The following is a 25,176-nucleotide window of genomic DNA, read 5'->3' as shown; positions in this document are numbered from 1 at the left end:
ATTCATCTCCTTCAGGGCGACAGCCTGATCCATTTAAATGCTCTCGAGCAGGGTCTGGTCCAGTTTTATGAGTATATCTAAAAGTCCTGCAACCGCTGGACAAAGGTTGTTGGCAGCAATTGCTCGTCAACCTCCAACCGCTGGTAGACCCGTTCAGCAGGATCGATGCAACGGAAAAGTTTCCGGCAGCAGGCAACCAGCGTTTCGGCGCGCCCCAAGACCAGAAATCCTCCCGGCGGCAACGCGGCGGCGAGAATCTGTAGAATTCGTTGTTGCTGCTCACGGGAAAAATAGATCAGCACATTTCGGCACAGAATCAGATCCGCACGATAGAAAGGCTGATCACTTAAAATATCGTGGCGAAAAAAGCGTACCGTCTGCTTGATCCGCTCGGTCAGATGATACTGCTCGTCCTGCCGGGAAAAATGCTCCTCGAGAATAGCTGCCGGAACCTCGCCCAGTCGACTGAGGGCGTAGCAGCCCCGTTTGGCGCGCTGCAGGGCATCGGGGCTTAAATCGGTGCCGATAATCGAAAACAGATCGTCAGCCCGCAACAGCTGCTGGCAGAGCAGCGCCAATGAGTAGGGCTCTTCACCGTTGGAACAACCGACGCTCCAGATCCTCAGTTTGCTGCGGGTTTCTCTGGAGCGTTGCAACAATTCGGGTAAAACCGTCTCTTCTAAAACCGCAAAGGTCGAAGGATTACGGAAAAAATGGGAAACATGGATGCTGAGAGCGGCGAGTAATTTTTTCTGTTCAGCGGCATTGTCCGCCAACAGTTCAACATAGGGCTCAGGATCATGCATTCCGACCGCCCTAATCCGCGCTGCGATACGCCGCTTGATACAAAGGTCCTTGTAGCCATCAAGGGAAAACTTCTGCTGGCGGAAGAGAATTTCGCTAATCTGCTGATAGACCGGTTCAGGAATATCGCCGCCGACAAAAGGGATCGCTGGAAACTCTTCAGACGGCTGCTCAGGGGCGTTGGCACGCGCGCTCTTCTCTTCAGGAGAAATGATCAAAACCACCTCGGGAACATTGGTAAAGGCTGTTATCACTACAGCGGATACGGAGCCATTTTTCCTGACAGATACTGCCGATTTTCGACACTAATGGGGAAAATTCGGTGATGTTCGCCAAAGTATGATCAGATGAGGTAAACAGCAGTTCGTAGTCCTCTCCCCCGCCCAGCGCTAGATCGATCAGCGTCGCGTCCTCTTGCAGGCCTTTGCGAAACGGCGTAGAAAGAGGAATGGCTGACAATTGCAGCTCCGCCCCGACGCCAGAGGCATCGAGAATATGTTGCAAATCAGATAAAATACCATCTGAGACATCAAGCATGGCGGTCGCCAATTGCTGTTTGGACAGTCGCAGCCCAAGGCCGACCCGCGCTTCCGGGGTATGGTGGCGCTGCAACAGCAGCGGATCAGCTTCTTTGTCGCGTTGCAACAATGTCAAGGCCAACGCGCTGTCTCCCAAGCTGCCCGAAACATAGATGGCATCGCCGAGCTGGGCGCCATCACGCCGGATCGCTTGACCCGCCGCAACCTCGCCCTGAACGGTGACTGAAATCATCAGCGGTCCAGAAGAAGCACAGGTATCACCACCAGCTAAAACCGCGCCGTAATTTTTTGCTTCAGCCAAAAATCCGCTGGTAAACTGTTCCAGTTCGGCAACAGAAATGGACGACGGACAGGCAACGCCAAGTAACAAGCTTTTCGGTAAACCGCCCATCGCGGCAATATCACTGATATTAACGGCAACCGATTTGCGCCCGAGCTGCTCCATACTGGTCCAGCGGCGATCAAAATGGACACCCTCGATCAACAGATCGGTACTGGTCAACAGTTCCTGCCCTGAGTCCTGGCGCTGGATGGCACAATCGTCGCCAATCCCCAAAACCAGATGCTCAGCCACTCCGGCCCGTTGTTGAATCTTGCGGATCAGGCCGAATTCCCCTATATCTTTCAACTTTTCTGTCATCATCAGAATTATACTCACATTTAATTTTTAGTCTTTAATTATTATTTTTCTTTCACGATCTGTCAAGTCTAGGCCAAAAAAAAGGCGACCAGCATATGCTGGTCGCCTGATAACGCTAAAACCGCTGCAGTTAGATCTGTGGACCAGCCTGCGTGAAGTCAAAATCATCATTGTCAGTGATGTATTTTTTGAAGTTGTTGACGAACATCCCGGCCAATTTATTGGCGGTCTGATCGAAGCTGTCCTTGTCCGGCCAAGCATTGCGCGGATTGAGCAGGGACGTTTCAACCCCAGACAGTTCCTTAGGAATATTCAGCTTGAAAAAACGGGTCCTCTCAAACTCAACATTATTGATACTGCCATCGAGGATTGCATTGATGCAGGCGCGAGTTGCCTTGATGCTCATCCGCTTGCCAACCCCGTAGCCTCCACCGGCCCAGCCGGTATTGACCAGATAAGCGTTGACGCCATGCTTTTCCATTTTCTCGCCGAGCAGCTTCGCATAGGCGGTCGGGTGCAGTGGCAAAAAGGCCTCGCCGAAACAGGCCGAAAAGGTCGCCTGCGGCTCGGTGATACCACGCTCGGTCCCTGCGACCTTGGCAGTGTAGCCAGAAAGGAAGTAGTACATCGCCTCCTCTTTGGACAGCTTGGAAACCGGCGGTAAAACACCAAAGGCATCACAGGTCAGGAAGATGATGTTCTGCGGCTGGCCGGCCTTGAGGGTCGGCTCGTGATTGTCGATATGCTCAATCGGGTAGGACACCCGGGTATTTTCAGTCTTGGAACCATCGGTGTAATCGATGTTGCCAGCGTCATCAGCGACGACATTTTCCAGCAGCGCATTGCACTTGATGGCACCAAAAATTTCCGGCTCACTGTCGGCAGACAGATCGATGGTTTTAGCGTAGCAACCACCCTCGAAGTTAAATATGCCGTCAGCATCCCAACCATGCTCGTCGTCACCGATCAGCTTACGCGCGGCGTCGGTTGAGAGGGTGGTTTTGCCGGTTCCGGAGAGGCCGAAGAAAAGGCAGACATCGCCGTCCTTACCGACGTTGGCCGAACAATGCATAGAGAGAATATTCTCCAGCGGCAGCCAGTAGTTCATCATGGTGAAGATGCCTTTTTTCATCTCACCGCCGTACCAGGTACCGCCAATAATAGCGATATTTTTTTCGACGTTAAAAACGACAAAGACTTCTGAATTCAGGCCATGTTCCTGCCACTTCGGATTAGTCATACCGGCGGCGTTATAGACGCGGAAGCCAGGAGCGAAGTTCGGCAGGTCGGCGGCATCCGGACGGATAAACATGTTTTTGACAAAATGAGATTGCCAGGCGATCTCCGTGATAAAACGGACATCCTTGCGGGTATCTGGGTTGGCACCGCAATAACCGTCGGTGACATAAACATCCTTACCGGACAGATAGTCGATGACGTCAGCGTAAAGCTCGTCAAAGATTTCTGCTGAGACCGGCTTATTGATGTTGCCCCAAGCTATATTCTCCTGAGAGGGGGACTGCTTGACAAAGTACTTGTCCTTCGGGGAACGGCCGGTAAATTTTCCGGTGTCGACCATCATGGTCCCGTTGGCCGAAACCTTACCCTCAGCGTTGTCGTTTTCATGGGAAAACAATTCCTCATAGCTGAGGTTGCGATAAACCTTACCCACACTTTTGAGACCCAGCACGTCTGCCGTCAGCTCACTCATCAATTCCTCCCTGGGAGATGCTTCTTCGCTCAGATTCTGTTATTTTTAGCCTGCCGCTAATTCGGAGGGGTCACCTCCTAAATTAACCGGCCGATCAACCGGCCGGACTATAGCTCAATTTAAGCGGTGCTGACAAGCCCAAATACTCAGTTTATTGGCTAAATTTGCTTTTTTTGTGGCACCAGACAGATTTTCAGCTAAGAGAAAATTTCCCTCTAAAACCGCTCTTTTTTTAGTTTAACTAAAAAAATTAGCGGTCTTTTTGTACGGAATTTCCTCGCTGGTTGTTTTTTCGCCGCGCGGTCTCCTGCTCGCGTACATACAAAGCATTCGCCACGCGCGATATCCACGAAAAGTCCGAACCAAGCTATTCCTTTTAGCACCCCCTAAAAAAAAAGCAAGAGCCTCCCGAGGATTGCTCTTGCTTTTATCGTTTCCCTTTTTCCTGCCGTTCAAGCAACCAGGGCTGGAACTTCCCCCCAGCGGCACAACTCTTCAACCACCGCGACGATCACTCGTTCCATGGCAGCAGTCACCGCCACTGTCATCTCCAGCCCCATTTCTATCGAACCGGACTGGGCACCCCAGACAACCAGCTGGGGCGGAAGGTGCCCCTGTAATTCTGCCACCGCCAACAGATCCTGCAAGCCCATCTGGTGAACCGAAAGCTTGTTGGCAAAGGCGCGCGGAACCTCTGCTCCCTGCAGGCGGAAACCTCTCCCGGCTCTGCCCCCATCTGCAACGCATCGATCACCAGCAGCTTTTCGATCCCCTCCAAGCGTGGCAACAGATCGAGGCCGAGAGTCCCGCCATCAACCAGGCTGACCTGTGGCGGAAACTGGTAACGCCTTTCCAATTCCAGAATGGTCCGGCTACCGAGCGCTTCATCGGTCATGACCAAATTTCCAAGTCCCAACACCAATACCGACATCAGCACTCCTCATCCGTGTCGATAAATTTGTAACCACTGAAGATAGAAGCCATGGTGCCGTTCTTCTCTTTGATTTCCATCATCCAGCTACTGTAGACATGCTGGATGGCAAAACCGATCAACAACCACATGATCAGGTGATGGGTCAGGCGCAAGCCTTGGCTGCCGAATAATACCAGTAACGATCCGAGGGTGCTGTCCCAAAAGCCCCCCGGCGAAAACTGCCCATAAAGTGCCAATCCGGACAGTATTTGAACAACAAACAGGACAAAAACCCCCGAGTATGCCACCACCGCCAAGGCGTTATGACCAACGCAGAACGGGGGCTTTCTTTTGACAAAGGTGTAATAGCCAAAGGTACCGAGCATATTTTTCCAGCCTTCGGCGGAGGCCCAGGGAGCAAAGGCCTTGAAGCGGGCGTACTGATTGCCGAAAAACATCCAGAGGATTCTGACCACAATGGAAATGGCGAACATGTAGCCAAAAACAAAATGCAGGTAACGCATCCAGCCCATCACATAGGCTTCGGGGTTCGGGACCGCAATAAAGGGGCTGCCGATGTAAAACCCGGTAACCGAAAGAACCAAAATCGATATGACATTGATCCAGTGGGTCAAGCGCACCGGCCACTCCCAGACGTAACGTATTTCGAGCGTGCTCATGGTACGTCCTCCTTCCAAGCTAAAGAGCCTTGACCTTGATTATTTCGTTACCCCGTCCGTCAAGCAGATGGACCGCGCAAGCCAGACAGGGGTCGAAGGAATGAATGGTGCGCAGAATCTCCAGCGGCTGCAGCTCGTCAGCGATCGGCGTCCCGATCAGCGCTGACTCGTAAGGACCCAGCTTTCCGGAGGCATCGCGCGGCCCGGCATTCCAGGTCGACGGCACCACCGCCTGATAATTTTTGATCGCGCCATTCTCAATCCGAATCCAGTGCCCCAACGCCCCGCGCGGCGCTTCGTGATAACCAAACCCCTGGGCCTCTTTCGGCCAGGTCGCAGGTTCCCATTTTTCACTGTTGTGGACTTCGAGGATCCCACGCCCCATATTGTCGGCCAGTTGTTGCAGCCACAGCTCGGTCTTTTGCGCCAGCATCAGACAATCGACCCCGCGAGCTGCGGTACGGCCCAGTGTCGAAAAGAGCGCAGTCGCCCCAACCCCGAGGGTCTTCAACACAAAGTCGACGGCGCCCCTGGCATCGGGGTTGCCCGCGACATAAGCGACCAGCACCCGCGCCAACGGCCCAACCTCCATCGGCTCACCGTTGTAGCGCGGCGACTTGACCCAGCTGTATTTCCCTTCGGTATCAAGAAAATCATAGGGTGGTTGCGGCCCGGTGTACTTCGGGGTGGTTTCTCCATCATAGGGATGACGGCCGGCATCGCCGCCGCTGCTGTATTCATACCAACTGTGGGTCACCTCTTCGGTGATCTTGCGCTCATCCACCTCCATCAGGTTAGAAAGGTCCTTGCTCATGATAATGCCGCGCGGGAAGTAGAGGTTGTCGATCCCACCGTCGTTATCCATCGGGAAATCGCCATAGCTGAGATAATTACCAACCCCTTCACCGATTCCGGCCCAGTCCTTATAGAAAGACGCCACGGCCAGCAAATCCGGGATATAGACTTGTTCGACAAAGATACGCGCCTTCTTCAACAACTTGCCGATCAGGGCAATTTTATCGGCGTTGATGGCATTCTGGCTGTCCGGATCAACCGGGATCGACATGCCACCGACCAGAAAGGTCTGCGGGTGCGGGTTTTTCGAGCCGAGAATGGCGTGAATCTTGATGACGTCTTTCTGCCACTCGAGGGCTTCCAGGTAGTGAGCCACCTCCATCAGATTCGCTTCGGCTGGCAGCTTGTAGGCGCTATGCCCCCAGTAGGCGTTGCCGAAGGGACCGAGACGACCGGTGCCGACAAACGCTTTGACCCGATCCTGCACCCCTTTAAAATAGGTTGCGCTGGACATCGGCCAGTTGGAGACCGACTGTGCCAGAGCGGCGGTCTTTTTGGGATCGGCCGACAGGGCGCTGACAATATCGACCCAGTCTAGGGCGTGCAGATGATAGAAATGGATCACATGATCCTGAACATTTTGAATCCCCATGATGATATTGCGAATCAAGCGGGCATTGTCAGGAATCTGAATCTTCAAGGCATCTTCAACCGCGCGGATGCTGGCCATCGAATGGACCGTAGTGCAAACCCCGCAAAAGCGTTGCGTAAAGTGATGGGCATCACGTGGATCGCGCCCCTTGAGGATCGTTTCGATGCCACGAAAGGCGGTCGAAGAACTCCAGGCGTTCTGAATTTTACCCGCCTCGATCTGCGCTTCAATCCGCAGATGTCCCTCAATCCGGGTGATCGGATCGACTGCTATTTTTCTGGCCATTGTCTAGTCCTCCTTCTCTTCCGGTGTCTCACCATCACCTTTGCGCAGGGCACTCGCGACACCATGAGCACCAAAAGCAACCGCCGTGGCAGCAGCCAGACCGAGGCCGATTTTATCTGCCGTGGCTTCAACACCAAAGCCGGGCACCTGTGGCAGGCGCCGATAGAAGGGGGTCATGCTGTCCCAGAACTGCGGTTCACTGCAACCGAGGCAACCGTGTCCGGCCTGAATCGGCCAACTGCTTCCCTCGTTGTAACGAATCGTCGGACAATTATGAAAAGTTTCCGGCCCCTTGCAGCCAAGCTTGTACAGACACCAGCCCTGGCGATGGCCAGCATCACCGAACTTTTCGGCATACTGGCCGGCATCAAAGTGACTGCGGCGCTCACAATTGTCATGAATACGCTTACCGTAAGCAAACCTCGGTCGGCCGAAATTATCGGTCGCTGGCAAGCGGCCAAAGGTCAGTAAATGGACAATAGCAGCCGTCAGGTTGTCTGCATTGAGCGGGCAACCGGGCATATTTAAAACTGTTGCACCAGGTACGGCTTCTGAAACCGAGGCCGCACCGGTAGGATTCGGCGCAGCGGCCGGCAGGCCACCATAGGAGGAACAGGAACCGACCGCAATCGTTGCTGCGGCATTACCACAAACCTTGCGGGCAATATTCAGTGCCGAGTCTCCCGCAATGGTGCAATAGACGCCATTTTCTGCCATCGGAATCGAGCCCTCGACAATGGCGATATATTTGCCTTTATATTTTTCCATGGTCGCATGCTTGGCTGCTTCAGCTTGGTGACCGGCCGCAGCCATAATGGTCTCATGGTAATCGATCGACAGGTAATCAAGAATCACCTCGGCAGCCGTCGGCTGATTGGAGCGCAAAAAGGCTTCCGAATCCCCGGTGCAGCCTTGAAACTCCATCCAGATAACCGGTGGGCGGTTATCCGCCTCCATCGCCTCGGCAATCTGCCCGACAAAGGTCGCTGGCAACGCCAGACTCGCGGTCATCAGCGAACAGAATTTGAGAAAATCTCGGCGATTACCCCCCCGCTTCTCCCAATTTTTTAAAATATTTTCCGCAACGCCACTCTCGTGCAGCATGCCTTCTGAATCTTGCATACCTCCTCCTTTCGTGATCACCACTATCACCTCTCCAGCACAACTGCTAAAATGGTAAACAGTGGTGATGCGACAATGGTACGACGAGCCACCGCAGGAGCATAACGGTGTTATTCTGTAGCGAAAAAAGTAAAGCCAAGTAAATCTAGGCACATAGTATGTACGACATAAACAACGGTTAACTGTTATTTATTGGACGCTTTTCAATACTAGCAAACAGAACATGTTAATAGAAATGGCGTTTTACCCTTACATTTTAGGACGATATTGCATGATTGAAAGGAGTTGCGATGAAAGTTTTTCTCACTGGCGTGAGCGGGTTTGTCGGACGGGTAATTGCGCAGCACCTACTGGACAACAGCCATGGCGTTCGTGCCCTCTGCAGGGATCAAAAATCCTTTAATAATTATCCGCAGATAGAAACCGTTACCGGAGACTCAACCAAGCCAGAGAGCTTGCGGGGATTACTGGAGGGTTGCGATGCGGTGATCAATCTGGTCGGCATTATCCGTGAGCGTCCGCGCCACAACATCACCTTTACGCGCCTCCATACCGATGCGACCAGAAACATACTACGGGCCGCAAAAGAACAGGGCGTTTCACGTTTTTTGCAGATGAGCGCCAATGGAAGCCGTATCGATGCCAGAACCAGCTACCACAAAACCAAGTGGGCGGCCGAGGAACTGGTTCGCCAATCGGGACTGGACTGGACAATTTTCCGGCCATCGCTGATATTTGGCCCCCAAGACCAGTTCGTCAACATGCTGGCAGGAATGATCCGCGCCCTCCCGGTGGTTCCGGTTATGGGGGATGGCAAGTACCGCATACAACCAGTCAGTGTCATCAATGTGGCCGAAGGATTCGTCAGGGCCTTGGAAAAAAAGGAGAGCATCGGACAGACCTACCACTGCGGTGGCCCACAGGATTACAGCTACGATGAACTGCTCGACTTAATCGCCGTCGCGCTAGGAAAAAAATCGCCGCCTTGCAAACTACACCACCCCCTGCTGCTGATGAACCCGGTCGTGACCCTGCTGCAATCGATTCCGCAATTCCCAATGACCAGTGATCAATTGCAAATGCTGCTCGAAGGAAACTGCTGTGATCCCGACCCGTGGCGCAACGCTTTTGATTTGAAGTTACAAGATTTTGCCAGCGGCATTGCCGAATATCTCAACTAGCCCTTACTACTCAGCAAACAGCAAAGGCCTCTGAATTTCTCCAGAGGCCTTTGCTGATACATCTATATAGAAGCGATCATGTCGCGAACATTCAAAGTTGGGTTAAACGTCAATCTGTTGCTGCAAAATTGATTTCTTGCCATTACCTCCTTCTGCCTGAGTCATACTTTCAAGGAGTAGTTTTCCGCCAATGGCGGCGGTCTTTTTTACCAGGCTCTCGGCCAGAATCCCATCATGCTTTCGGAACGCATCAAGCAGCTTATCGTGCTCTGCGACCGAGATCTTCATCCGTCCTTCAACCGAAAGCGATGCCATCCGCAAACGATTAAACTTCATGCCGAGCGACTGGATCAACTCATACAACTTGCTGTTACCCGCCGCCTTGAGAAACAGGTCATGAAATTCGTTGTGAACGCGGTAAAAAGCCTTCACATCGCCATCATCAGCCAACTTCTCCAAGCGAACATTGATCGTTTCAAGCTTTGTCAGCTCTTTGACCGAAAGCCGGACAGCGGCCAGTTCAGCAGCGTAACCTTCCAGGATACTTTTAATCGCATAGTATTCCTGCACATCCTGTTCGGACAATGCCGCAACCACAGCCCCCTTACGCGGGATAACGGTCAGGTAACCTTCGGATTCCAACTGCCGGAAAGCTTCGCGAATCGGTGTCCGACTGATACCAAAACGTTCAGCCAGTTCCGGCTCGGCGACTTTTTCCCCAGGCTTTAAGTGCCCCTTGAGGATTGCCTCACGGATCGTTTCGAGAATTTTCTCCCGCAACGTCTGGTGTCGTTCTATCGGTTTGCTTTTCACAGAAATTTCTCCTATTTATAATTTTTTAAATTGTATACAGTATACAGTACATGTCAATCCTTTTCTAAGGATTGCAGCTTTTCGATTCTTTCGTCTCGATTTCTTGTTTTTTCCCCGCCGGATAGCTATCATGTTCCCTCTTTACTTCTGGAGTACGGATGGATCCTCTACGCAAAGTCCTGTTTTCGCTCTCAACCCTTGTTATGTTAATCGGTGGCGGTACTGCCGGTTACGCCCTGATTGAAGGCTGGCCTGCCTTCGAATCGCTCTACATGACAATCATCACCCTGTCGACCGTCGGCTACAAGGAGGTTCACGAGCTCTCCTACGAAGGAAAAATTTTCACCATTATTCTGATTGTTTTCGGCACCGGAAACATTGCCTACGCAATCGGTTCAATGATTCAGTTTATGGTTGAAGGGCAGCTGCGTAAGCTGTTGGGGAGGAAAAAATTGCAGAAAAAAATCAGTAAGCTCAAAGGCCACTATATCATCTGCGGTTACGGTCGCATTGGTCACCTGGTCAGTCGCGAATTTGCCGCCAAGCCGCTCCCTTTTATCGTCGTTGAGCAGGATCCGCAGCGCTGCGAGCAAATCGAAGATGCTGGCCACCTATTCGTTCATGGGGATGCAACCCACGATGATGTGCTGGAAAGAGCCGGCATCCGCCAGGCCAAAGGACTGATTACCGTCGTCACGTCCGACTCAGCCAACGTCTTTATTACCCTGACGGCTCGCGGCATCAATGCCGACCTGTTTATCCTCGCCCGCGCCAGCGAGGATGGGGCCAAAATCAAACTGATGCGTGCTGGCGCCAATAAAGTGGTTTCACCCTATACCATCGGCGCATCGCGTATTGCCCAGGCGATCCTGCGTCCCTCGGTGGTTGATTTTATCGATATCGCCACCGGGACGGAAAACATTGAACTGCAACTCGAAGAGATCCTCGTTTCTCCGCAATCCCGGCTTGTTGGAAAAACATTAATATCCTCGGACATCCGCAAGGATTTCGGTCTGATCATCGTCGGCATCAAAAAAGATGCCCATATGAAATTCAACCCTGACCCAAGCACCGTCATCTGTGCAGAAGATATCCTTATTTCCCTCGGAGAATCGCCGGCCATCAAAAACCTTGAAAAGGTCGCTTCCGGTGCAAGGTGAAATCATGACCAATCGTCTTTTCGTTCACACGCCGGCACAATTACTTGCCGGCCGCATGCCTTTTTTGCTCAATCGCCGCCTGCAACCAGAGGTCGCCTGCCAGGAAGTCAGCGTCGAGCAGCTCGATTTGGGTTTGATGAAAAGCTGCGCCGAACAACTTGCCGCGGCGCAGCTATCAACAACCGTACACGCCCCCTTTAATGACTTTAACCCGGGCAGCACAAAAAAACGGCTGCGTAAAACAGCCCACCGGATGTGCCAGCAATCGTTGCTACTCGCAGAGGCGCTAAGTGCCCGCTGTATTGTGTTCCATCCGGGAATTCCCTATCAAGCCTCTCCTAAGGTTGTGGATAGCTGGCTGCACAACTGTCTCGATTTCTGGCCGAATTACATTGAGCAGGCCAAAACCATGGGGATAGTCATAACCATCGAAAATATCTATGAAAGTTCCCCTGAGATTTTCCAACGACTGTTTGCTGAGTTGGGCTCAGAATCATTCGGCCACTGTTTTGATGTCGGCCACTGGAATATTTTTGCCGAGCAGAGTGTAGAACATTGGTTCAAGCAGCTGGGGCCGCAGATAAAACACCTGCACCTGCATGACAATGACGGCCAAAGCGATCAACACCTGCCAATTAATAGCGGCGAAATCAACTTCCCCGTGTATTTCAACCAGGTAAAAAAGCTTCCTTCGGCCCCGAGCATGACCCTCGAAGCACATAAACTTGAGGACCTGGAAATATCACTAAAAAACTTGAATCGAATTATACACAAAGTCTGAATTGGGGGATTAATCTCAGAATCCGTCATCGTGGTTTTCCTTTTCTCATTTGGGTTAATGCTTCGCAACATCATTCTTACGAGATGAGGACCACGATGGCCTCATGGATTTACAGCAATATACGGGCTCGAATTGAAAACGTCGCCAGTAACAATTTACTGGCGACGTTTTCAATTCGAGGATGGGATTTATTCTTCTCTTATTACCATAATCTGTATTCTTACCGGCCCTCCCCACTCACTCCATTTCTTATCAAAGTTCGCAGATGGTCCGTTCTTTTCGCCCGACAGTTCTTCCACACTCTTCAAAACCGAAGACCCTGCAACCTCCACTTCATCGGGGAAGGTGATCGTCACGGTGACATCACCGTCGAGTAACGAAACATCATCCAAAAGACCGTCATCCAGCAGGTCGTCTGCAGTTGCCGTGTCATCTGTCACGAAGGTCAGCTCAGTCGTCAGTTCAGTCGTCATATCATCAATTATCGTGACGTGGGGTGTGTCTTGAAGCATCAGGTCAATTTCTGCATAAAGATCCTCATCAATCATATCTTCCGCCGGATGGTGAGCGAAGACCAGCGCTGTTACGCAAACCAGTAACAAGATTGTCAGACTTAAACTCTTCTTCATTTTGTCCCCCTTTTCTTCCCTGTTCCTGTTTGAAAAACCTTCCGCAAAGACTCAACAACAACGGAAGGAGAAGCCGAATCAACTGCACAAGGTAAAACTGCCCACCTCCTTTATCTGCGTCTGAAATTTTTGCGCACCTATTAGTAACAAACGAGGGATATCAGTATTGGTTGACAGGTTGAATGGCTTTGCTGAGGAAGAATATGGAACAGACCTGAAGGGCTTTATCTTTTGTTTGCCGCATAAAAAAAGGGTCCATCCCCTCTCCCAAGGATAGACCCTTTTTACGAAGCTTTGAGCTCAACTTAACGCTCGCCCAAAAGCTCCTTATCCTGATGTGCAACTCGGTTGCAGTAGGTCCAGATATGAACCTGCTCTACCCCATAGAGAAAGATTCCGATAAAGAAAACTGCCATGAAGTGGTTCACCAACGCCCCGGAAAGGGCATAAAAGAGATAAAAAAATGCCCGATAACCGAGGTGCGACCACTTAAGGGTCGGCTCGTCATCGTTGGCCATCTGGGTCAGGATAATGGTTAACACCGAAAAGCAGTAAGCTGCCAAGGCGATACTAACAAGATACGCTGGCGGCGGAGAACCGAGGAACTCCCTGACATTCTCGGAGACAGAACCAAGCAGGTTGAACTCCCTTAAGGAAAACGCCCCGATACTGAGCAGAACAAACAGCAGGATTTCCCAAAGACTGCGGCGCGATAAACCAAGAAGATCCTGAACCTTCTTTTGCCGCTTTTTTCCCAATGCTCTTTGGCGACTTATTTCCGTCTCCTGTTTGATCTGTCCAATCATGATCACCTCCATGCTTTCATTTAAGGATAAGAGGCTCTGCTTAATTCTGTTGTTCAAAAGTCCGGGTGATTGTTCACCCGGACTTAAGGTTAATCAATGTGTAGCATGCGATTCTGAATGATCTTCCTCTTCTTCCCAACCGGTCCACATCGGCTTGAAGTGAGCGAATGGAGTGTGTCCCAAGGTTGCCAGGTAAATATGGGTAAAGAGGAAGGCACACAGGGAACATGCGAGCAAAAAGTGCATGGCCATCAGAATTTTCAGTCCGCCGATCATGATAATCAGGCCGCGCAGAGGATCTACGTTGGTAAGCAGAATCCCGGACAGGCTGACCAAAGGTACGAGGACAAACATGATTGCCAGGTAGGCCGATTTCTGCAGCGGGTTAAACTTGTCATCCGGAGTCGGGTGGTGAGGGTTGTCCCAACCAAGGAAGTAGGTCAAGAAGTAGAACTTTGTCTGGCGCAGCAGACCAACCTTGATATCATCTACTTTCGGTACGTAGAGCTTACCCATGCTCCGAGCAACGAAGGCATAGTAGAAGAACCAGATCGAGAAGGAGATAGCGACCACGAACCCGGCGGTGTTGTGCAGCAGGATCGCAGATTTATACTCGCTGAACAGGCTGACATATTCGGGGAAGCGGATCTGCGCGCCGGTGACACACAGGGTGACGATCCCCAGGGCATTCAGCCAGTGCCAGATACGAACGGGCTTCGGTTGCAGATAGATCATTTTTTTATCAGCCATGATTATTCCCCTTTTCCAAGTCGGTTTTTACGGGTCAAGAAGCGCAGGGTTCCGTGTCCGATCGGCATCAGGGTGCCGCCGAAGATAATCAGCAGGCCGATGATATTCAACGAAGCGCTGCGGGTGGTGCCCATCATGTAAAAATCAGGTGTGCCGTTGAGGGCCTTGAGAATCGCTCCGCGTTCCACTTCGATCCTGGTAAAGGTGCCTTCGTTGTTCGGCAGAGCAATAAAGCTGGTTTGCATGTTTTCGGTACCGGAAGTGTGACAGAAGCTACAATCCCAACGGTTGTCAAGCGTTTCTACCGAGTGACTGGCCTCTTTCGGTGTAAATGTTCCCTGCAGGCGCATCGAGGCATAGGCCGGATTACGATTGAAGGTCCGCAATTCAGCCAGGGAAACAAAATCGTCGTTGTTCAGGTCGATTATGTTCTGAATTTCTTTATCACCGGCCAGGGCCTTGACGTCCTCATGACTTGAGAACCCAGAAGCACCGAAGGATGTAATGCGTTCACGTTCCCGTGGTGTCATATAGAGGATGATGACGTAATCTTCGGATGCAGTGTGACAGGAGATACAGGGTAATTTCGCGATGTGCAGATCAGCCTGTGGCAACCACTCGGTGTGGCTGGTCACGACTTCAGCACCGTCGTGGCAATTGGCACACTGCTGGTTCATGTCGAGTCCGGAAACCTCGTTCAAGCCATAAGCTCCGTGCGGATTATGACAGTCACCACAAACAGCATTTTCGGCATGGGCGCTGCCCATGTACTCTTCTTCGACCTCTTCATGACAGTCCAGGCAAGCAGCTCTGCTGATCGCCTCACCATCATCGGGATGATCTTCGCTGACCGACAGGTGACAAGAGGCGCAACCCATTTCGGAATGTGCCGTATGGTCATATTCGTCGGCATTGATAAACAGCTCTTCTCCAACGGTATCCATATCGCCGTGACAGCCCTGGCAATCTTCGCTCTCCATAGCGAAAACGCCCAGAGGAAGTAGCATTATCAGCAGAAGACAAAGCCACATTGATCTTGATTGATACGTAGTTTTCATTTTCCTATCCTTTGGCATGAGGGTCAGGTGGCTTCAGTTTCTGTTTCAAAAGCAACAGGGGGGGCGGTGAAGTTTTGCGTCCTTCTTTCCCGACTTGCCGCCACACACCAATGACACAAAGTATTCAATGTCGAAATCAGATGTGCCAGAACAATGATGCCGCAATAGGCAAGAACAAACAGTACAACCGGCAGGATAAAACCACCTAGCAGATCGGAGAGGGTAAACACCATCAGCAAAGTTGAGATATAGAGTGCCAAAATCGTTAATTTTAAAATTACCTGTTTCATTCTTGCCTCGCTCGCCTGATAAATATCGCTACAAATTAATAACTTCTACATCAGGTTTAGCTCACTCGAGCCCACTATTATTTACCGGTACTTACTGGTCACGGCTTCCAGGTCTTTGTCCAGATCTTCCTTCTTGCCACCGGTGATTCCCTTAACCAAACCATAGGTCAGAGAAAGAACTGGGACCAACTGGAGGAAAATTATCAAGCCACAAATCCCCAAAAAAGCCCAAACCAGAACGTTACTGCTGTCTTCTCTGCCACCTGCGGCAGCAAGAACTGGTGAACTGAGCAACACCATGGTACCGATCGCGGACAATAACCTTGCTGTAATTTTCATGATTTACTCCTTGTTTTGTTTAGATCGTTAAAGTTTCGTTATTATCAGGTCAGCAGCGCGTCTAAGCCGCCCACCGCACATTCCACGACAGATCGCAGTTCCTCATTGTCTTCGCGGTTGTGAGGCTTCAAAGCATGATAGAAAATTCCTTCTTCTCTGATGCGACGCAACATTTCCGGAGAGTTCTCATCAGAGATCAGGATGATACGCAAGCCCTTGTTGCATTCACGTAGCAGCGAGATGACATCGGCCGTACTAATTTTTTCTTCAAACTGGCTCCCCAACAAAACAATCGGTTCATTCTTCTGAATGATGCGTGCAACGACATAGGCTGCAGAACCGGTAGTTTCAACCTGATAGTTTGATTCCTGAAAAAAATCGGCCAGCTTCTGCCGTGCGGCTGGATCCTTATCTACAATGAGTATTTTCCGTGCCAACATAGTCTTATCCTAATCTGCTATAGCTGAGTGCTGTTATCGCCCTGGCTTTTAGCCAATGCTGTTTTTCTGCTCGAACCGAACAAAAGTTCCTTGATCATGCAACCGAACAACAACAGGGCTGGTATAATCTGCAATACGATGATGGCACCGAAAAAGACCAGAAAGAATTTAGCCATCGGAGTCGTTCCCTGACCAAGGTCCCAGGCCAGTAACGCAGCCATTGCTCCTGCCGCTCCCAGAACCGCGAGTAGGGTATAAACGACTTTTCTTTTCATATCGAACTCCTTTCATTTCGTAATGTTGTGGCTATGACATCCTTATAGAGCAACCTGTGTACCAACCTGTGCATTTATTGCAAAATAAGTTTTTATCGCCGTATTTTCAGTAGCTTGTCTATATACGCCTAAGTAAGACCCCGCCCTTACGCTCCTGCGAAACAAGAAACTTCCTGCGCGACAAGAAACTTCCTGTCGCGCGAGAATGGATATTTATCAAGGTCCATGTCTGCGGAAGACTCAACAAAACCAGCAGACAGAACTCTGCGACGACAACCAATGATTGCGAAGGGGATGATTTTGTTTTTCTAGAGAGGATTGTCCGCTACGAACAGGCCACCAAAGAACGTTTCTCGCGGTTCTTCTTCGTGTAATCTTTTCTTTTTATCAAAGGCAGATTTCATAACCTGGACGCGGATATGTGCAGGCAAGTCCTTTGGAAAGAGGGTTTTCTTGTTTTTAGCGGCAAGCAACGCCTGCTCTAAACTATTTTCCAACTCACGAACATTCCCCGGCCAAGGATATTTTTCCAATAAATCCATAAATTCGGGGGACCGGTCTTTATTCTCCATTTTTTTCGAGCGACAGTAGCGTTGCATGAAAAAATCAGTTAATGGATCGATATCTTCCAAACGCTCACGTAACGGAGGAACCTCGACCAGCAGTGGCTGCAACAGTGACAACAGATCGCGGCTGAACTTCCCCTGCGTAACCAATTTATCCAAATCCCGGTTGGTCGCGACAATCAAACGAAACGTAATAGCAACATCATCCACGCTGCCCACAGGTTTATAGGTTTTATTCTTTAGGAGCTTTTGAAACAATTTTTGCGTTGCTGGGGGAAGGTCACCGACTTCGTCCAGAAACAGGGTTCCGTATTCAGCCTGAGGAACTAAACCAGCAGGCGCGCTGGAGATGGCTTGCTGCTGCCCGAAGAGTAATTTTTCTGCTATAGATTCTGGTATGGAACGACAGTCAACAACGACAAACCTTTCATCTGCACGTCGACTGTTTTGATGAATTGCTCGTGCAAATAGCTCTTTGCCTGTTCCCGTTTCACCACAAATAAGGACACACTCATCGCTCCTCGCAGCGGTGACAACGGCGTTCAAGCAGGCATTAAGCCCACAACTTGGACCGACAATCTCCGGCCGCACTAGTGACGATATATCTAAGGGCAGCGTTTCTGCCTCTTTGATCGTCAATACATTACCGGCCAGACTGACATCCAACTCCTGATCGCCAACACCAGGAAGTTGCACCCAGACGACCAGATTACGTAAGAGATTTGCGCCGAGAGGCTCCTTCAATCTCAATTTATACTTGTCTCTAACACCTGCCATTTGGTTTGCTTTTTCCGTAGGTAAGAGATGCTTTAATTCCATGTCACAATCACCTTTCGATTGTTCCATTAGTCTGTTTCTACAACACAGAAGCATCTCTCGTGCCAAGCAGGTTGTTTTTATAAATGATGTGTGTTTTCGGGGAACTGCAAGTCTATGGTTAACTTTGTCCAGCCTTATACGGCAGGAACTTTCCTATTGTATAGGAATTTTCCTGCCGGGCTGGAAGTCTGGGGAGGGTTATGCTTGACGGGAAATCGAATATTTTTTCAATAACGCATACAGACGGGATTGGGACAAACCGGAGATACGACAGGCCTCCGGAATATCCTTGGCGGAGATTTCCATCAGATCCAGCAGGTATTGTTTTTCCGCCTGAGCATAAACGCTGTCTCGGAACTCCTGAAGCTTCGGTAATTGCTGCACCTTTGCGCTGCCAGAAGTAGGGTCCTGGGGAGCATTTTCCAGGGAGGACTGGGCAACCTGGACACGAATCTGACTCGGGAGGTGCTTTGGGAACAAGGTCTGTTCAAAACGAGCTGAGGCCAAGGTACGATCGAGGGTATTGACAAATTCACGAACATTGCCTGGCCATGAATAGCTGCTCAAAGTATCAAGAAATTCAGGCGAAAACCCCTTGAAGGGCAACCCGTAGCGTTCACAAAACTTGTCAATATGAAACCGCGTCAGCTCTTTGATGTCCTCGCGTCGCTCTCTCAACGGTGGAAGCTCGATAATGAAAGAACGAAGGCGAAACAACAGATCACTGCGGAACTTACCCTGTTTGACCATTTCATCAAGATCGCGATTGGTCGCGGCGACTAGCCGGAAATCGCTCTCCACTTCGCGATTACAGCCAAGCGGACGGAAACGGTGCTCCTGCAACACACGCAAAAACGCTTTCTGTAACACCAGCGGCAGTTCACCGACTTCATCGAGAAACAGAGTTCCCTTGTGTGCTTGCCGGACCAAACCGTCCTGGGCCTTTTCGGCACCGGTAAACGAGCCTTTTTCGTGCCCGAACAGCAGGCTTTCTACCAAGGTTTCCGGCAGAGAGGTGCAGTCAACAACGACAAAGTTTTCCTTACTGCGCCGACTGTTCTGATGCACTGCCCGGGCAAAAAGTTCTTTGCCTGTTCCTGTTTCTCCGGTAATAAAAACATTGGCATCGCTTTCTGCCGACTGCGCGATCAGATCAAGACACCCTTTGAGGCTGGAACTGTTCCCGATAATATCGGTTCGTATTAACGTCGCTGCTTTTCTGGCCTGATGGACTTCTTTTTTTTCTTTGCGGTATTGCAATGCACGTTCGAGAGAGAGGGTTATTTCCTTGATGGAAAACCCTTTTTCGATGTAATCCCAGGCGCCACTTTTAATTGCCAGTTCGGCTCCGTTGGGGTCACCGTAACCAGTCATGATAATAACTTCTGGAGAAGACGGGCTGGCTTCAATTTTTGGCAGTGCGTCGAGACCATTGCCGTCCGGCATCTTAACGTCCAGAAAAACGACATCAAAATCCTGCTCAACAGCCGTTGCAATCCCTTCTTGCAAGGTCATACAGCTGACAGCACAATGCCCTTTACGCTCAACCAATGTCGACAACGTTGTACACATCATGTCATCGTCATCAATGATAAGAATATTCGGCATACTCCCTCCGGGGCTTTTTGATTTCATTGTCATGCAGTTGGCGGCGTATCGCCTGGTTCATCTGCTGCTTATCGACCGGCTTAAGTAACACTTCACGGATTCCTATACCACGGGCTTTCTCAGGAGTAAGGGCAGAATTTGTCTCCGGAGAAGACCCTGAACAGAGGATTATCGGGATATCAGGACGGACTGCGAGCATTTCTCTAGCTAACATATCGCCTGTTAGCTGTGGCATGGTCTGGTCGGTTATGACTAAATCGAAGTCATCGGGTGCCGCGCTAAACAATTCCAACGTTTTTCGGCTATCCGTTTGAGCAACAACCTTATAGCCCATGCGCTCAAGCATCATAGCAATACCGACAACATAATCTTCTTCGTCATCGACAAGCAGAATCCGCTCTGACCTATTCCCCTGCAGAGCCACAACCTGCTCCTCTTTTACCTCTTCTTGGTTTTCTATCCGGGGAAACAGTGCAGAAAAGATTGTTCCCCGGCCAGGAACACTATCCACAGTAATTACCCCTCCATGGCTTTTTACGATCCCATGAACAACTGAAAGGCCTAAACCTGTTCCTTTGCCCTGTGTTTTGGTTGTGTAAAATGGATCGAATATCCGCTCCATAGTTTCACGATCCATTCCGTGACCAGAATCCGAGACCTGCAGTTCAATATATCTCCCTGGCAACAAACCTGGATATATTTTACTTGAATGAGCATCCAATTCGACTTCATCAAGAACAACATCCAAAATTCCACCATCGTCTCGCATTGCGTCGGCAGCGTTGGTACAGAGATTCATCACAACCTGGTGAATTTGCGTCGGATCCGCAGCGATCATTCCCAAATCATCCATTAAGCGCTGCTTGACCTCAATTGTTGTTGGTATCGAAGCTCGCAACAAATCAAAACATTCCGCAACAATCGCATCGATACGCACAGGCTGCCGCTCCTGCTCCGTTCGACGACTTAGCGTTAAAATCTGTTTAACCAAATCTTTACCGCGAAAGCCTGCCTTTAGGATGATCTCAAGGTGCTTTTTAAGCGGATCATCATCCATGACATCTTCCAGGGTCATTTCCGTATTGGTCACAATAACTGCCAGAATGTTATTAAAATCATGAGCAATACCACCAGACAAGGTCGCAATTGCTTCCAATTTTTGTGCCTGGCGCAGTTGTCTTTCGAGCTGAACCTCATGGGTTACATCGCGGACGATAACTGCATATCGAGTGACCACATCTGGGCTGCTCCAAACAGGAGAAATTCGCGCATTTATCTCATAACGGCTGTCATCACTATGGGTATTGATAAAGTGGCCACTATGCACCTCACCGGTATTGACCGTTTTTATAATTTCACGATAAAACCGCTCATTACGAATACAACAGTCGAAATCATGGATACTCTGACCGATAGATTTATCGGCATTTGACCCGCAAATTTCTTCAAATGATGAATTCATGTAATGAATGATACCGTCGGGATCGAAAGTAAGAATGCCATTGGATGCCTGTTCGACCACAGCTGCGAGCAACATCCGCTCTTCTAATGCCCGTTCCCGCTCCGTGTTCATACGGATCGTCTTTATTCCGTAGGATAGATCCGCAGCCAATTCTTCCATCCGGGTAATTTCATCAGCATCAAAAACATTTGTATCTTCAGAGAAGATGACGAGAGCCCCAAAAGGCTGCCCTGCGTCCCGCAGAGCTAAAGAAATCCCAGATGCATAACCGCAGCGAATCGCCCTATCCCGCCAGGGAAGATAATCCGGATTGGTTTTAAAATCTTGAAATACGGTTGTTTTTCCCGTTCTTATGGTTGTTCCCGCCGGGCCACGGCCTCTTTCACAATCAGCCCAAGAAGCCTGCATGGAATCGATAAAGTTATCTTCGTATCCCCACTGAGCGACGGGTCGAAGTGTCTTTTCATGATCCTGTTCAGCAAACCCGACCCAAGCAAACCGATAACCTCCGACGCTGACAAAAATACGACAGATCTCCTGCATCAACTCCTGCTCGTCAGTGATCCGGGTAATAGCTTTAGTACATTCGCTAAATCCTCGTAGTGCTCGGTTAACTTCTCGTAAAGAATCCTGTGAGTAGCTGATAGCAACATCCCAGAAACGCAACAGCCAATAGAGCAAGATGGCGGAAAAGGCGATGAAAAGCCAATGACTTAGAGCGACCGATTTGTGTGAGGTTTCAGGCTGATTGAGAAGAACGGCGAACAGGCTGTCGGAGAAAAAGGTCCACATCCCGCCGAGTGAGGCGTAGGAAATTGCTATTGTATAGCAGGTCAATTTTTCGGGTGTTTTGGGAGCAACCATTTAAAGCCTTCAGAACAAATGACTAATGCAAACCCGATAGAAAAAATCCATTACAAACTAAATCAAAACATTCTTTTAGTAATTTATCAGGATACCATCAAATAACTAAAGTTAACAACAGACCAACAAGGATGATTTATTTAGCAATTACAGTAATATATATACTGACGAATAACTACTTAATCTGTTACTTAATAACAGAAGAGCGTCCATGTCAACACCATATACAGCGGCAAAGCACTTTCACACAACTCAACATTAGTATCGCCTTAAATTTACGCCAATTTCAAACATAACTTAATGAACTTCCGCGCGATCTCGTTAGATAAAAGGGCAGATTATGGAGTTATTTAACAAAAAAAAGGCGCCTCATAACGAGACGCCTTTTTTATTAAAAAATACAGAAGCTATTTACTGCCAGCAACCTGAATACGAACCAGAGCGCGGGTAAGTGCTGCGTTCATAGTCGCAAAGCTCTTGTCTTCTTGTGACAAGTTCCGCAACGCATCTTCGGCCCGACCTAGGGCAGCTTGCGCCCTTGCTAGATCAATCTCGTCGGCCTTCTCTGCGGTATCGACCAACACGGTTACGGTGTCATCTTGAACTTCTAGATAACCCCAGTTGACCGCCACGTGAAAGATCTTATTCCCCACTTTATAGGTCAGTTCACCAACTTTAAGAGTGGTTAACAGTGGGGTGTGGCCCGGCAGCAGACCAAGTTCACCGACAAAACCGGGTGCAGTGATCTCGTCGACATCCTCAGCGAGGACCCGTTTATACGGGGTGACCATTTCAAGTTTCAGTTTTTCAGCCATCGCGACTGTCCTTTACGTTTGAATCTAAAGCTTCAGACCGATTAGGCCGCCATGCTTTTGGCTTTTTCAATTGCCTCTTCAATAGTCCCGACGAGGTAGAAAGCCTGCTCAGGCAGATCATCATGCTTACCAGCGAGGATCTCCTGGAAGCCCTTGATGGTGTCCTTAAGCTCAACGTACTTACCCGGGGCACCGGTAAAGACCTCGGCAACGTGGAACGGCTGCGAGAGGAATTTTTGGATTTTACGGGCACGCGCAACAACCAGCCTGTCTTCCTCGGATAGCTCATCCATGCCGAGAATGGCAATGATGTCCTGCAGGTCTTTGTAACGCTGGAGAACAAACTGAACCTCACGAGCAACGCCATAGTGCTCATCGCCGATAACCTGAGGATCGAGGATCCGGCTGGTGGAGTCGAGCGGGTCAACCGCAGGGTAGATGCCGAGTTCGGCAATCTGACGCGAGAGAACGGTGGTCGCATCCAAGTGAGCAAATGCAGTCGCCGGTGCCGGGTCAGTCAAGTCATCAGCAGGGACATAAATCGCCTGTACCGAGGTGATGGAACCCTTATCGGTGGTGGTGATCCGCTCCTGCAGCTCACCCATCTCGGTGGAGAGGGTCGGCTGGTAACCAACGGCCGAAGGAATCCGACCGAGCAGCGCTGAAACCTCAGAACCAGCCTGGGTAAAGCGGAAAATATTATCAACGAACAGCAGCACGTCCTGCCCTTCTTCGTCACGGAAATATTCAGCAACAGTCAGGGCCGACAGAGCAACACGAGCACGAGCACCTGGAGGCTCATTCATCTGCCCATAGACCAGAGCAGTCTTTTCCAGAACGCCTGACTCTTTCATCTCTTCCCAGAGATCGTTACCCTCACGAGTCCGCTCACCAACACCGGCAAAAACCGAGAAACCACCGTGTTGCTGGGCAATGTTGTTGATCAGTTCCATGATCAGAACGGTCTTGCCAACACCGGCGCCGCCGAACAAACCGATCTTACCGCCCCGGGAGTACGGAGCAAGTAAGTCAACAACCTTGATTCCGGTCTCGAAAGACTCTACCTTGGTCGACTGGCTAACGAAATCAGGAGCTGGACGGTGAATCGCCCAAGCCTTTTTATTCTCAATAGGACCAGCTTCATCGACCGGCTCACCAACAACATTCATGATGCGACCGAGTGTCTTGGGGCCCACCGGCATCAGAATCTGATCACCGGTATCGAGGACGTCCTGACCACGAACCAAGCCATCGGTGGAATCCATAGCAATGGTACGAACGGTGTTCTCACCGAGGTGCTGTGCAACCTCGCAAACCAGGTTCCACTCGCCCTCGCCCAGTGAGGGGTTGGTGATCTTAACCGCGAAGAAGATCTCCGGCAACTTACCCGGCTCGAACTGCACGTCAACGACAGGACCAATAACCTGTGTGATCTTTCCCTTGTTCATAACGCAACCTTTCCTTCTCATTCCGACGGAATAAGCTCTTTGTATGTCAAAAATCTTGTGATTATTTAATAGATTCGGAACCAGAGATGATTTCCATCAACTCTTTGGTGATCGCCGCCTGCCGCGCCCGGTTGTACTGCAGAGTCAGCTTACTGATCATATCTGCAGCATTTCGGCTGGCGCTGTCCATGGACGACATCCGCGCACCCTGCTCCGAAGCATTCGACTCAAGCATTGCCCGAAACAGCTGCACTTCAACCATCTTCGGCAACAACTGAGAAAGCACTTCTCCGCGGCTCGGCTCGTAGATGTAGTCGATGCTGTCTTGCTGAACATCTGCTGTCTCTTGCGGCTGAATCGGCAACACCTGCTCAACGGTCACAATCTGCTCGATGGCACTCTTGAAAGCGTTATAGATGACATAAACAGCGTCGTACTTCTCTTCACTGTAATCATCGACTACTTCCTGCCCGATCAACTGAGCCGTTTTGTAGGTCGCATCGCTGGTAATATCCTCGTGAACCTTAGTGATATGCTTACCAACACGGTTTTTGAGAAAATCACGCCCTTTACGACCGATGATCATCAAGTCGATGTCATCAAAACCCTTTTCGTTGCTGCGGATGATGCGCTCGGCCTCTTTCGAAACGTTGGCGTTAAAACCGCCACAAAGCCCACGATCAGCGGTCATCAGTACGATCAAAGCGCGTCCGGTGCTCCGCTGATTTAGCAGTGCATGGCCATCGCCCTCTTCGCGTTGAGCCAGGTTTGACATCACTGACTGCAGCTTTTCGGCATAGGGTCGAGCAGAAACGGCGGCCTCTTGAGCCCGGCGTAACTTAGCCGCAGCGACCATCTTCATCGCTTTGGTGATCTGCTGGGTATTTTTTACCGAGCCGATCCTTTTTTTTATGTCCTTCAGACTTGCCAT

General features: G+C 50.2%; 24 protein-coding genes and 1 pseudogene. 3 read left to right on the top strand and 22 right to left on the bottom strand.

Going from position 1 to position 25,176, the window contains the following annotated elements; all coding sequences use genetic code 11:
- Positions 1-77: 77 nt before the first annotated feature.
- The 7 genes and pseudogenes from ACZ5PT_RS05660 to ACZ5PT_RS05630 form a co-directional block, all read right to left on the bottom strand.
- Entirely contained in the window at positions 78-1,022 is a 945-nt protein-coding gene (locus ACZ5PT_RS05660) for a CheR family methyltransferase (RefSeq protein WP_464265835.1), read from the bottom strand.
- The gene (gene thiL / locus ACZ5PT_RS05655; RefSeq protein ID WP_464265834.1) at positions 1,006-1,986 is read right to left on the bottom strand and encodes a thiamine-phosphate kinase; all 981 of its coding nucleotides are present in this window, start codon (positions 1,984-1,986) and stop codon (positions 1,006-1,008) included. Before thiL ends, ACZ5PT_RS05660 begins: the two co-directional genes overlap by 17 nt.
- Positions 1,987-2,113: 127 nt before the next feature.
- Complete coding sequence (pckA, locus tag ACZ5PT_RS05650; RefSeq protein ID WP_464265833.1) at positions 2,114-3,694, bottom strand: phosphoenolpyruvate carboxykinase (ATP); 1,581 nt, start codon at positions 3,692-3,694, stop codon at positions 2,114-2,116.
- Between the two features lie 548 nt (positions 3,695-4,242).
- Positions 4,243-4,589: pseudogene (locus ACZ5PT_RS05645) on the bottom strand (hydrogenase maturation protease); the annotation flags it as partial.
- A gap of 35 nt (positions 4,590-4,624) precedes the next feature.
- Positions 4,625-5,287 (bottom strand): Ni/Fe-hydrogenase, b-type cytochrome subunit, encoded by a 663-nt coding sequence (gene cybH, locus ACZ5PT_RS05640; RefSeq protein WP_464265832.1) that lies wholly within the window; start codon positions 5,285-5,287, stop codon positions 4,625-4,627.
- A 19-nt stretch (positions 5,288-5,306) separates the two neighbouring features.
- Positions 5,307-7,019, bottom strand: coding sequence for a nickel-dependent hydrogenase large subunit (locus ACZ5PT_RS05635; RefSeq protein ID WP_464265831.1), 1,713 nt, complete (start codon positions 7,017-7,019; stop codon positions 5,307-5,309).
- Between the two features lie 3 nt (positions 7,020-7,022).
- Positions 7,023-8,141 carry a hydrogenase small subunit gene (locus ACZ5PT_RS05630; protein ID WP_464265830.1) on the bottom strand — a complete coding sequence of 373 codons (1,119 nt, stop codon included), beginning with the start codon at positions 8,139-8,141 and terminating at the stop codon, positions 7,023-7,025.
- 290 nt (positions 8,142-8,431) lie between these two features.
- On the opposite strand from ACZ5PT_RS05630, the gene ACZ5PT_RS05625 reads away from it, so the two are divergent.
- Positions 8,432-9,322, top strand: a complete 891-nt coding sequence (locus ACZ5PT_RS05625; protein ID WP_464265829.1) for a complex I NDUFA9 subunit family protein — start codon at positions 8,432-8,434, stop codon at positions 9,320-9,322.
- Between the two features lie 102 nt (positions 9,323-9,424).
- Here the strand turns inward: ACZ5PT_RS05625 and ACZ5PT_RS05620 are convergent, their stop codons facing one another.
- A complete protein-coding gene (locus tag ACZ5PT_RS05620; protein WP_464265828.1) occupies positions 9,425-10,135 on the bottom strand; it encodes a GntR family transcriptional regulator in 711 nt (236 codons plus the stop codon).
- Positions 10,136-10,293: 158 nt separating this feature from the next.
- Between ACZ5PT_RS05620 and ACZ5PT_RS05615 the strand changes: the two genes are divergently transcribed.
- Both ACZ5PT_RS05615 and ACZ5PT_RS05610 read left to right on the top strand, forming a co-directional pair.
- The gene (locus ACZ5PT_RS05615; RefSeq protein ID WP_464265827.1) at positions 10,294-11,295 is read left to right on the top strand and encodes a potassium channel family protein; all 1,002 of its coding nucleotides are present in this window, start codon (positions 10,294-10,296) and stop codon (positions 11,293-11,295) included.
- A 4-nt stretch (positions 11,296-11,299) separates the two neighbouring features.
- Positions 11,300-12,076, top strand: a complete 777-nt coding sequence (locus ACZ5PT_RS05610; protein WP_464265826.1) for a sugar phosphate isomerase/epimerase family protein — start codon at positions 11,300-11,302, stop codon at positions 12,074-12,076.
- Positions 12,077-12,264: 188 nt separating this feature from the next.
- Here the strand turns inward: ACZ5PT_RS05610 and ACZ5PT_RS05605 are convergent, their stop codons facing one another.
- The 14 genes from ACZ5PT_RS05605 to atpG form a co-directional block, all read right to left on the bottom strand.
- Positions 12,265-12,705 carry a hypothetical protein gene (locus tag ACZ5PT_RS05605; RefSeq protein ID WP_464265825.1) on the bottom strand — a complete coding sequence of 147 codons (441 nt, stop codon included), beginning with the start codon at positions 12,703-12,705 and terminating at the stop codon, positions 12,265-12,267.
- Between the two features lie 305 nt (positions 12,706-13,010).
- Positions 13,011-13,511: a hypothetical protein gene (locus tag ACZ5PT_RS05600; protein ID WP_464265824.1), complete on the bottom strand. Its 501-nt coding sequence runs from the start codon at positions 13,509-13,511 to the stop codon at positions 13,011-13,013.
- 93 nt (positions 13,512-13,604) lie between these two features.
- A complete protein-coding gene (locus ACZ5PT_RS05595) occupies positions 13,605-14,261 on the bottom strand; it encodes a cytochrome b/b6 domain-containing protein (RefSeq protein WP_464265823.1) in 657 nt (218 codons plus the stop codon).
- Positions 14,262-14,263: 2 nt separating this feature from the next.
- The gene (locus ACZ5PT_RS05590) at positions 14,264-15,241 is read right to left on the bottom strand and encodes a cytochrome c3 family protein (protein WP_464265822.1); all 978 of its coding nucleotides are present in this window, start codon (positions 15,239-15,241) and stop codon (positions 14,264-14,266) included.
- A 101-nt stretch (positions 15,242-15,342) separates the two neighbouring features.
- Positions 15,343-15,609, bottom strand: coding sequence for a hypothetical protein (locus ACZ5PT_RS05585; RefSeq protein ID WP_464265821.1), 267 nt, complete (start codon positions 15,607-15,609; stop codon positions 15,343-15,345).
- An 81-nt stretch (positions 15,610-15,690) separates the two neighbouring features.
- Entirely contained in the window at positions 15,691-15,948 is a 258-nt protein-coding gene (locus ACZ5PT_RS05580; RefSeq protein ID WP_464265820.1) for a hypothetical protein, read from the bottom strand.
- 44 nt (positions 15,949-15,992) lie between these two features.
- Complete coding sequence (locus ACZ5PT_RS05575; RefSeq protein WP_464265819.1) at positions 15,993-16,388, bottom strand: response regulator; 396 nt, start codon at positions 16,386-16,388, stop codon at positions 15,993-15,995.
- Between the two features lie 17 nt (positions 16,389-16,405).
- Positions 16,406-16,663: a hypothetical protein gene (locus ACZ5PT_RS05570; protein WP_464265818.1), complete on the bottom strand. Its 258-nt coding sequence runs from the start codon at positions 16,661-16,663 to the stop codon at positions 16,406-16,408.
- A gap of 308 nt (positions 16,664-16,971) precedes the next feature.
- Positions 16,972-18,048 (bottom strand): sigma 54-interacting transcriptional regulator, encoded by a 1,077-nt coding sequence (locus ACZ5PT_RS05565; RefSeq protein WP_464265817.1) that lies wholly within the window; start codon positions 18,046-18,048, stop codon positions 16,972-16,974.
- A gap of 198 nt (positions 18,049-18,246) precedes the next feature.
- The gene (locus tag ACZ5PT_RS05560) at positions 18,247-19,656 is read right to left on the bottom strand and encodes a sigma-54-dependent transcriptional regulator (RefSeq protein ID WP_464265816.1); all 1,410 of its coding nucleotides are present in this window, start codon (positions 19,654-19,656) and stop codon (positions 18,247-18,249) included.
- Positions 19,634-21,982: an ATP-binding protein gene (locus ACZ5PT_RS05555; protein ID WP_464265815.1), complete on the bottom strand. Its 2,349-nt coding sequence runs from the start codon at positions 21,980-21,982 to the stop codon at positions 19,634-19,636. The genes ACZ5PT_RS05560 and ACZ5PT_RS05555 overlap by 23 nt, the downstream gene beginning before the upstream one ends.
- 407 nt (positions 21,983-22,389) lie before the next feature.
- On the bottom strand, positions 22,390-22,797 hold the full coding sequence (locus ACZ5PT_RS05550; protein ID WP_464265814.1) for a F0F1 ATP synthase subunit epsilon: 408 nt from the start codon (positions 22,795-22,797) through the stop codon (positions 22,390-22,392).
- A 41-nt stretch (positions 22,798-22,838) separates the two neighbouring features.
- Positions 22,839-24,245, bottom strand: a complete 1,407-nt coding sequence (gene atpD / locus ACZ5PT_RS05545) for a F0F1 ATP synthase subunit beta (RefSeq protein WP_464265813.1) — start codon at positions 24,243-24,245, stop codon at positions 22,839-22,841.
- A gap of 61 nt (positions 24,246-24,306) precedes the next feature.
- Entirely contained in the window at positions 24,307-25,176 is an 870-nt protein-coding gene (gene atpG / locus ACZ5PT_RS05540) for an ATP synthase F1 subunit gamma (RefSeq protein ID WP_464265812.1), read from the bottom strand.

Source organism: Desulfuromusa ferrireducens, from assembly GCF_055389805.1.
This window is presented reverse-complemented; position numbering and strand designations above follow the sequence as displayed.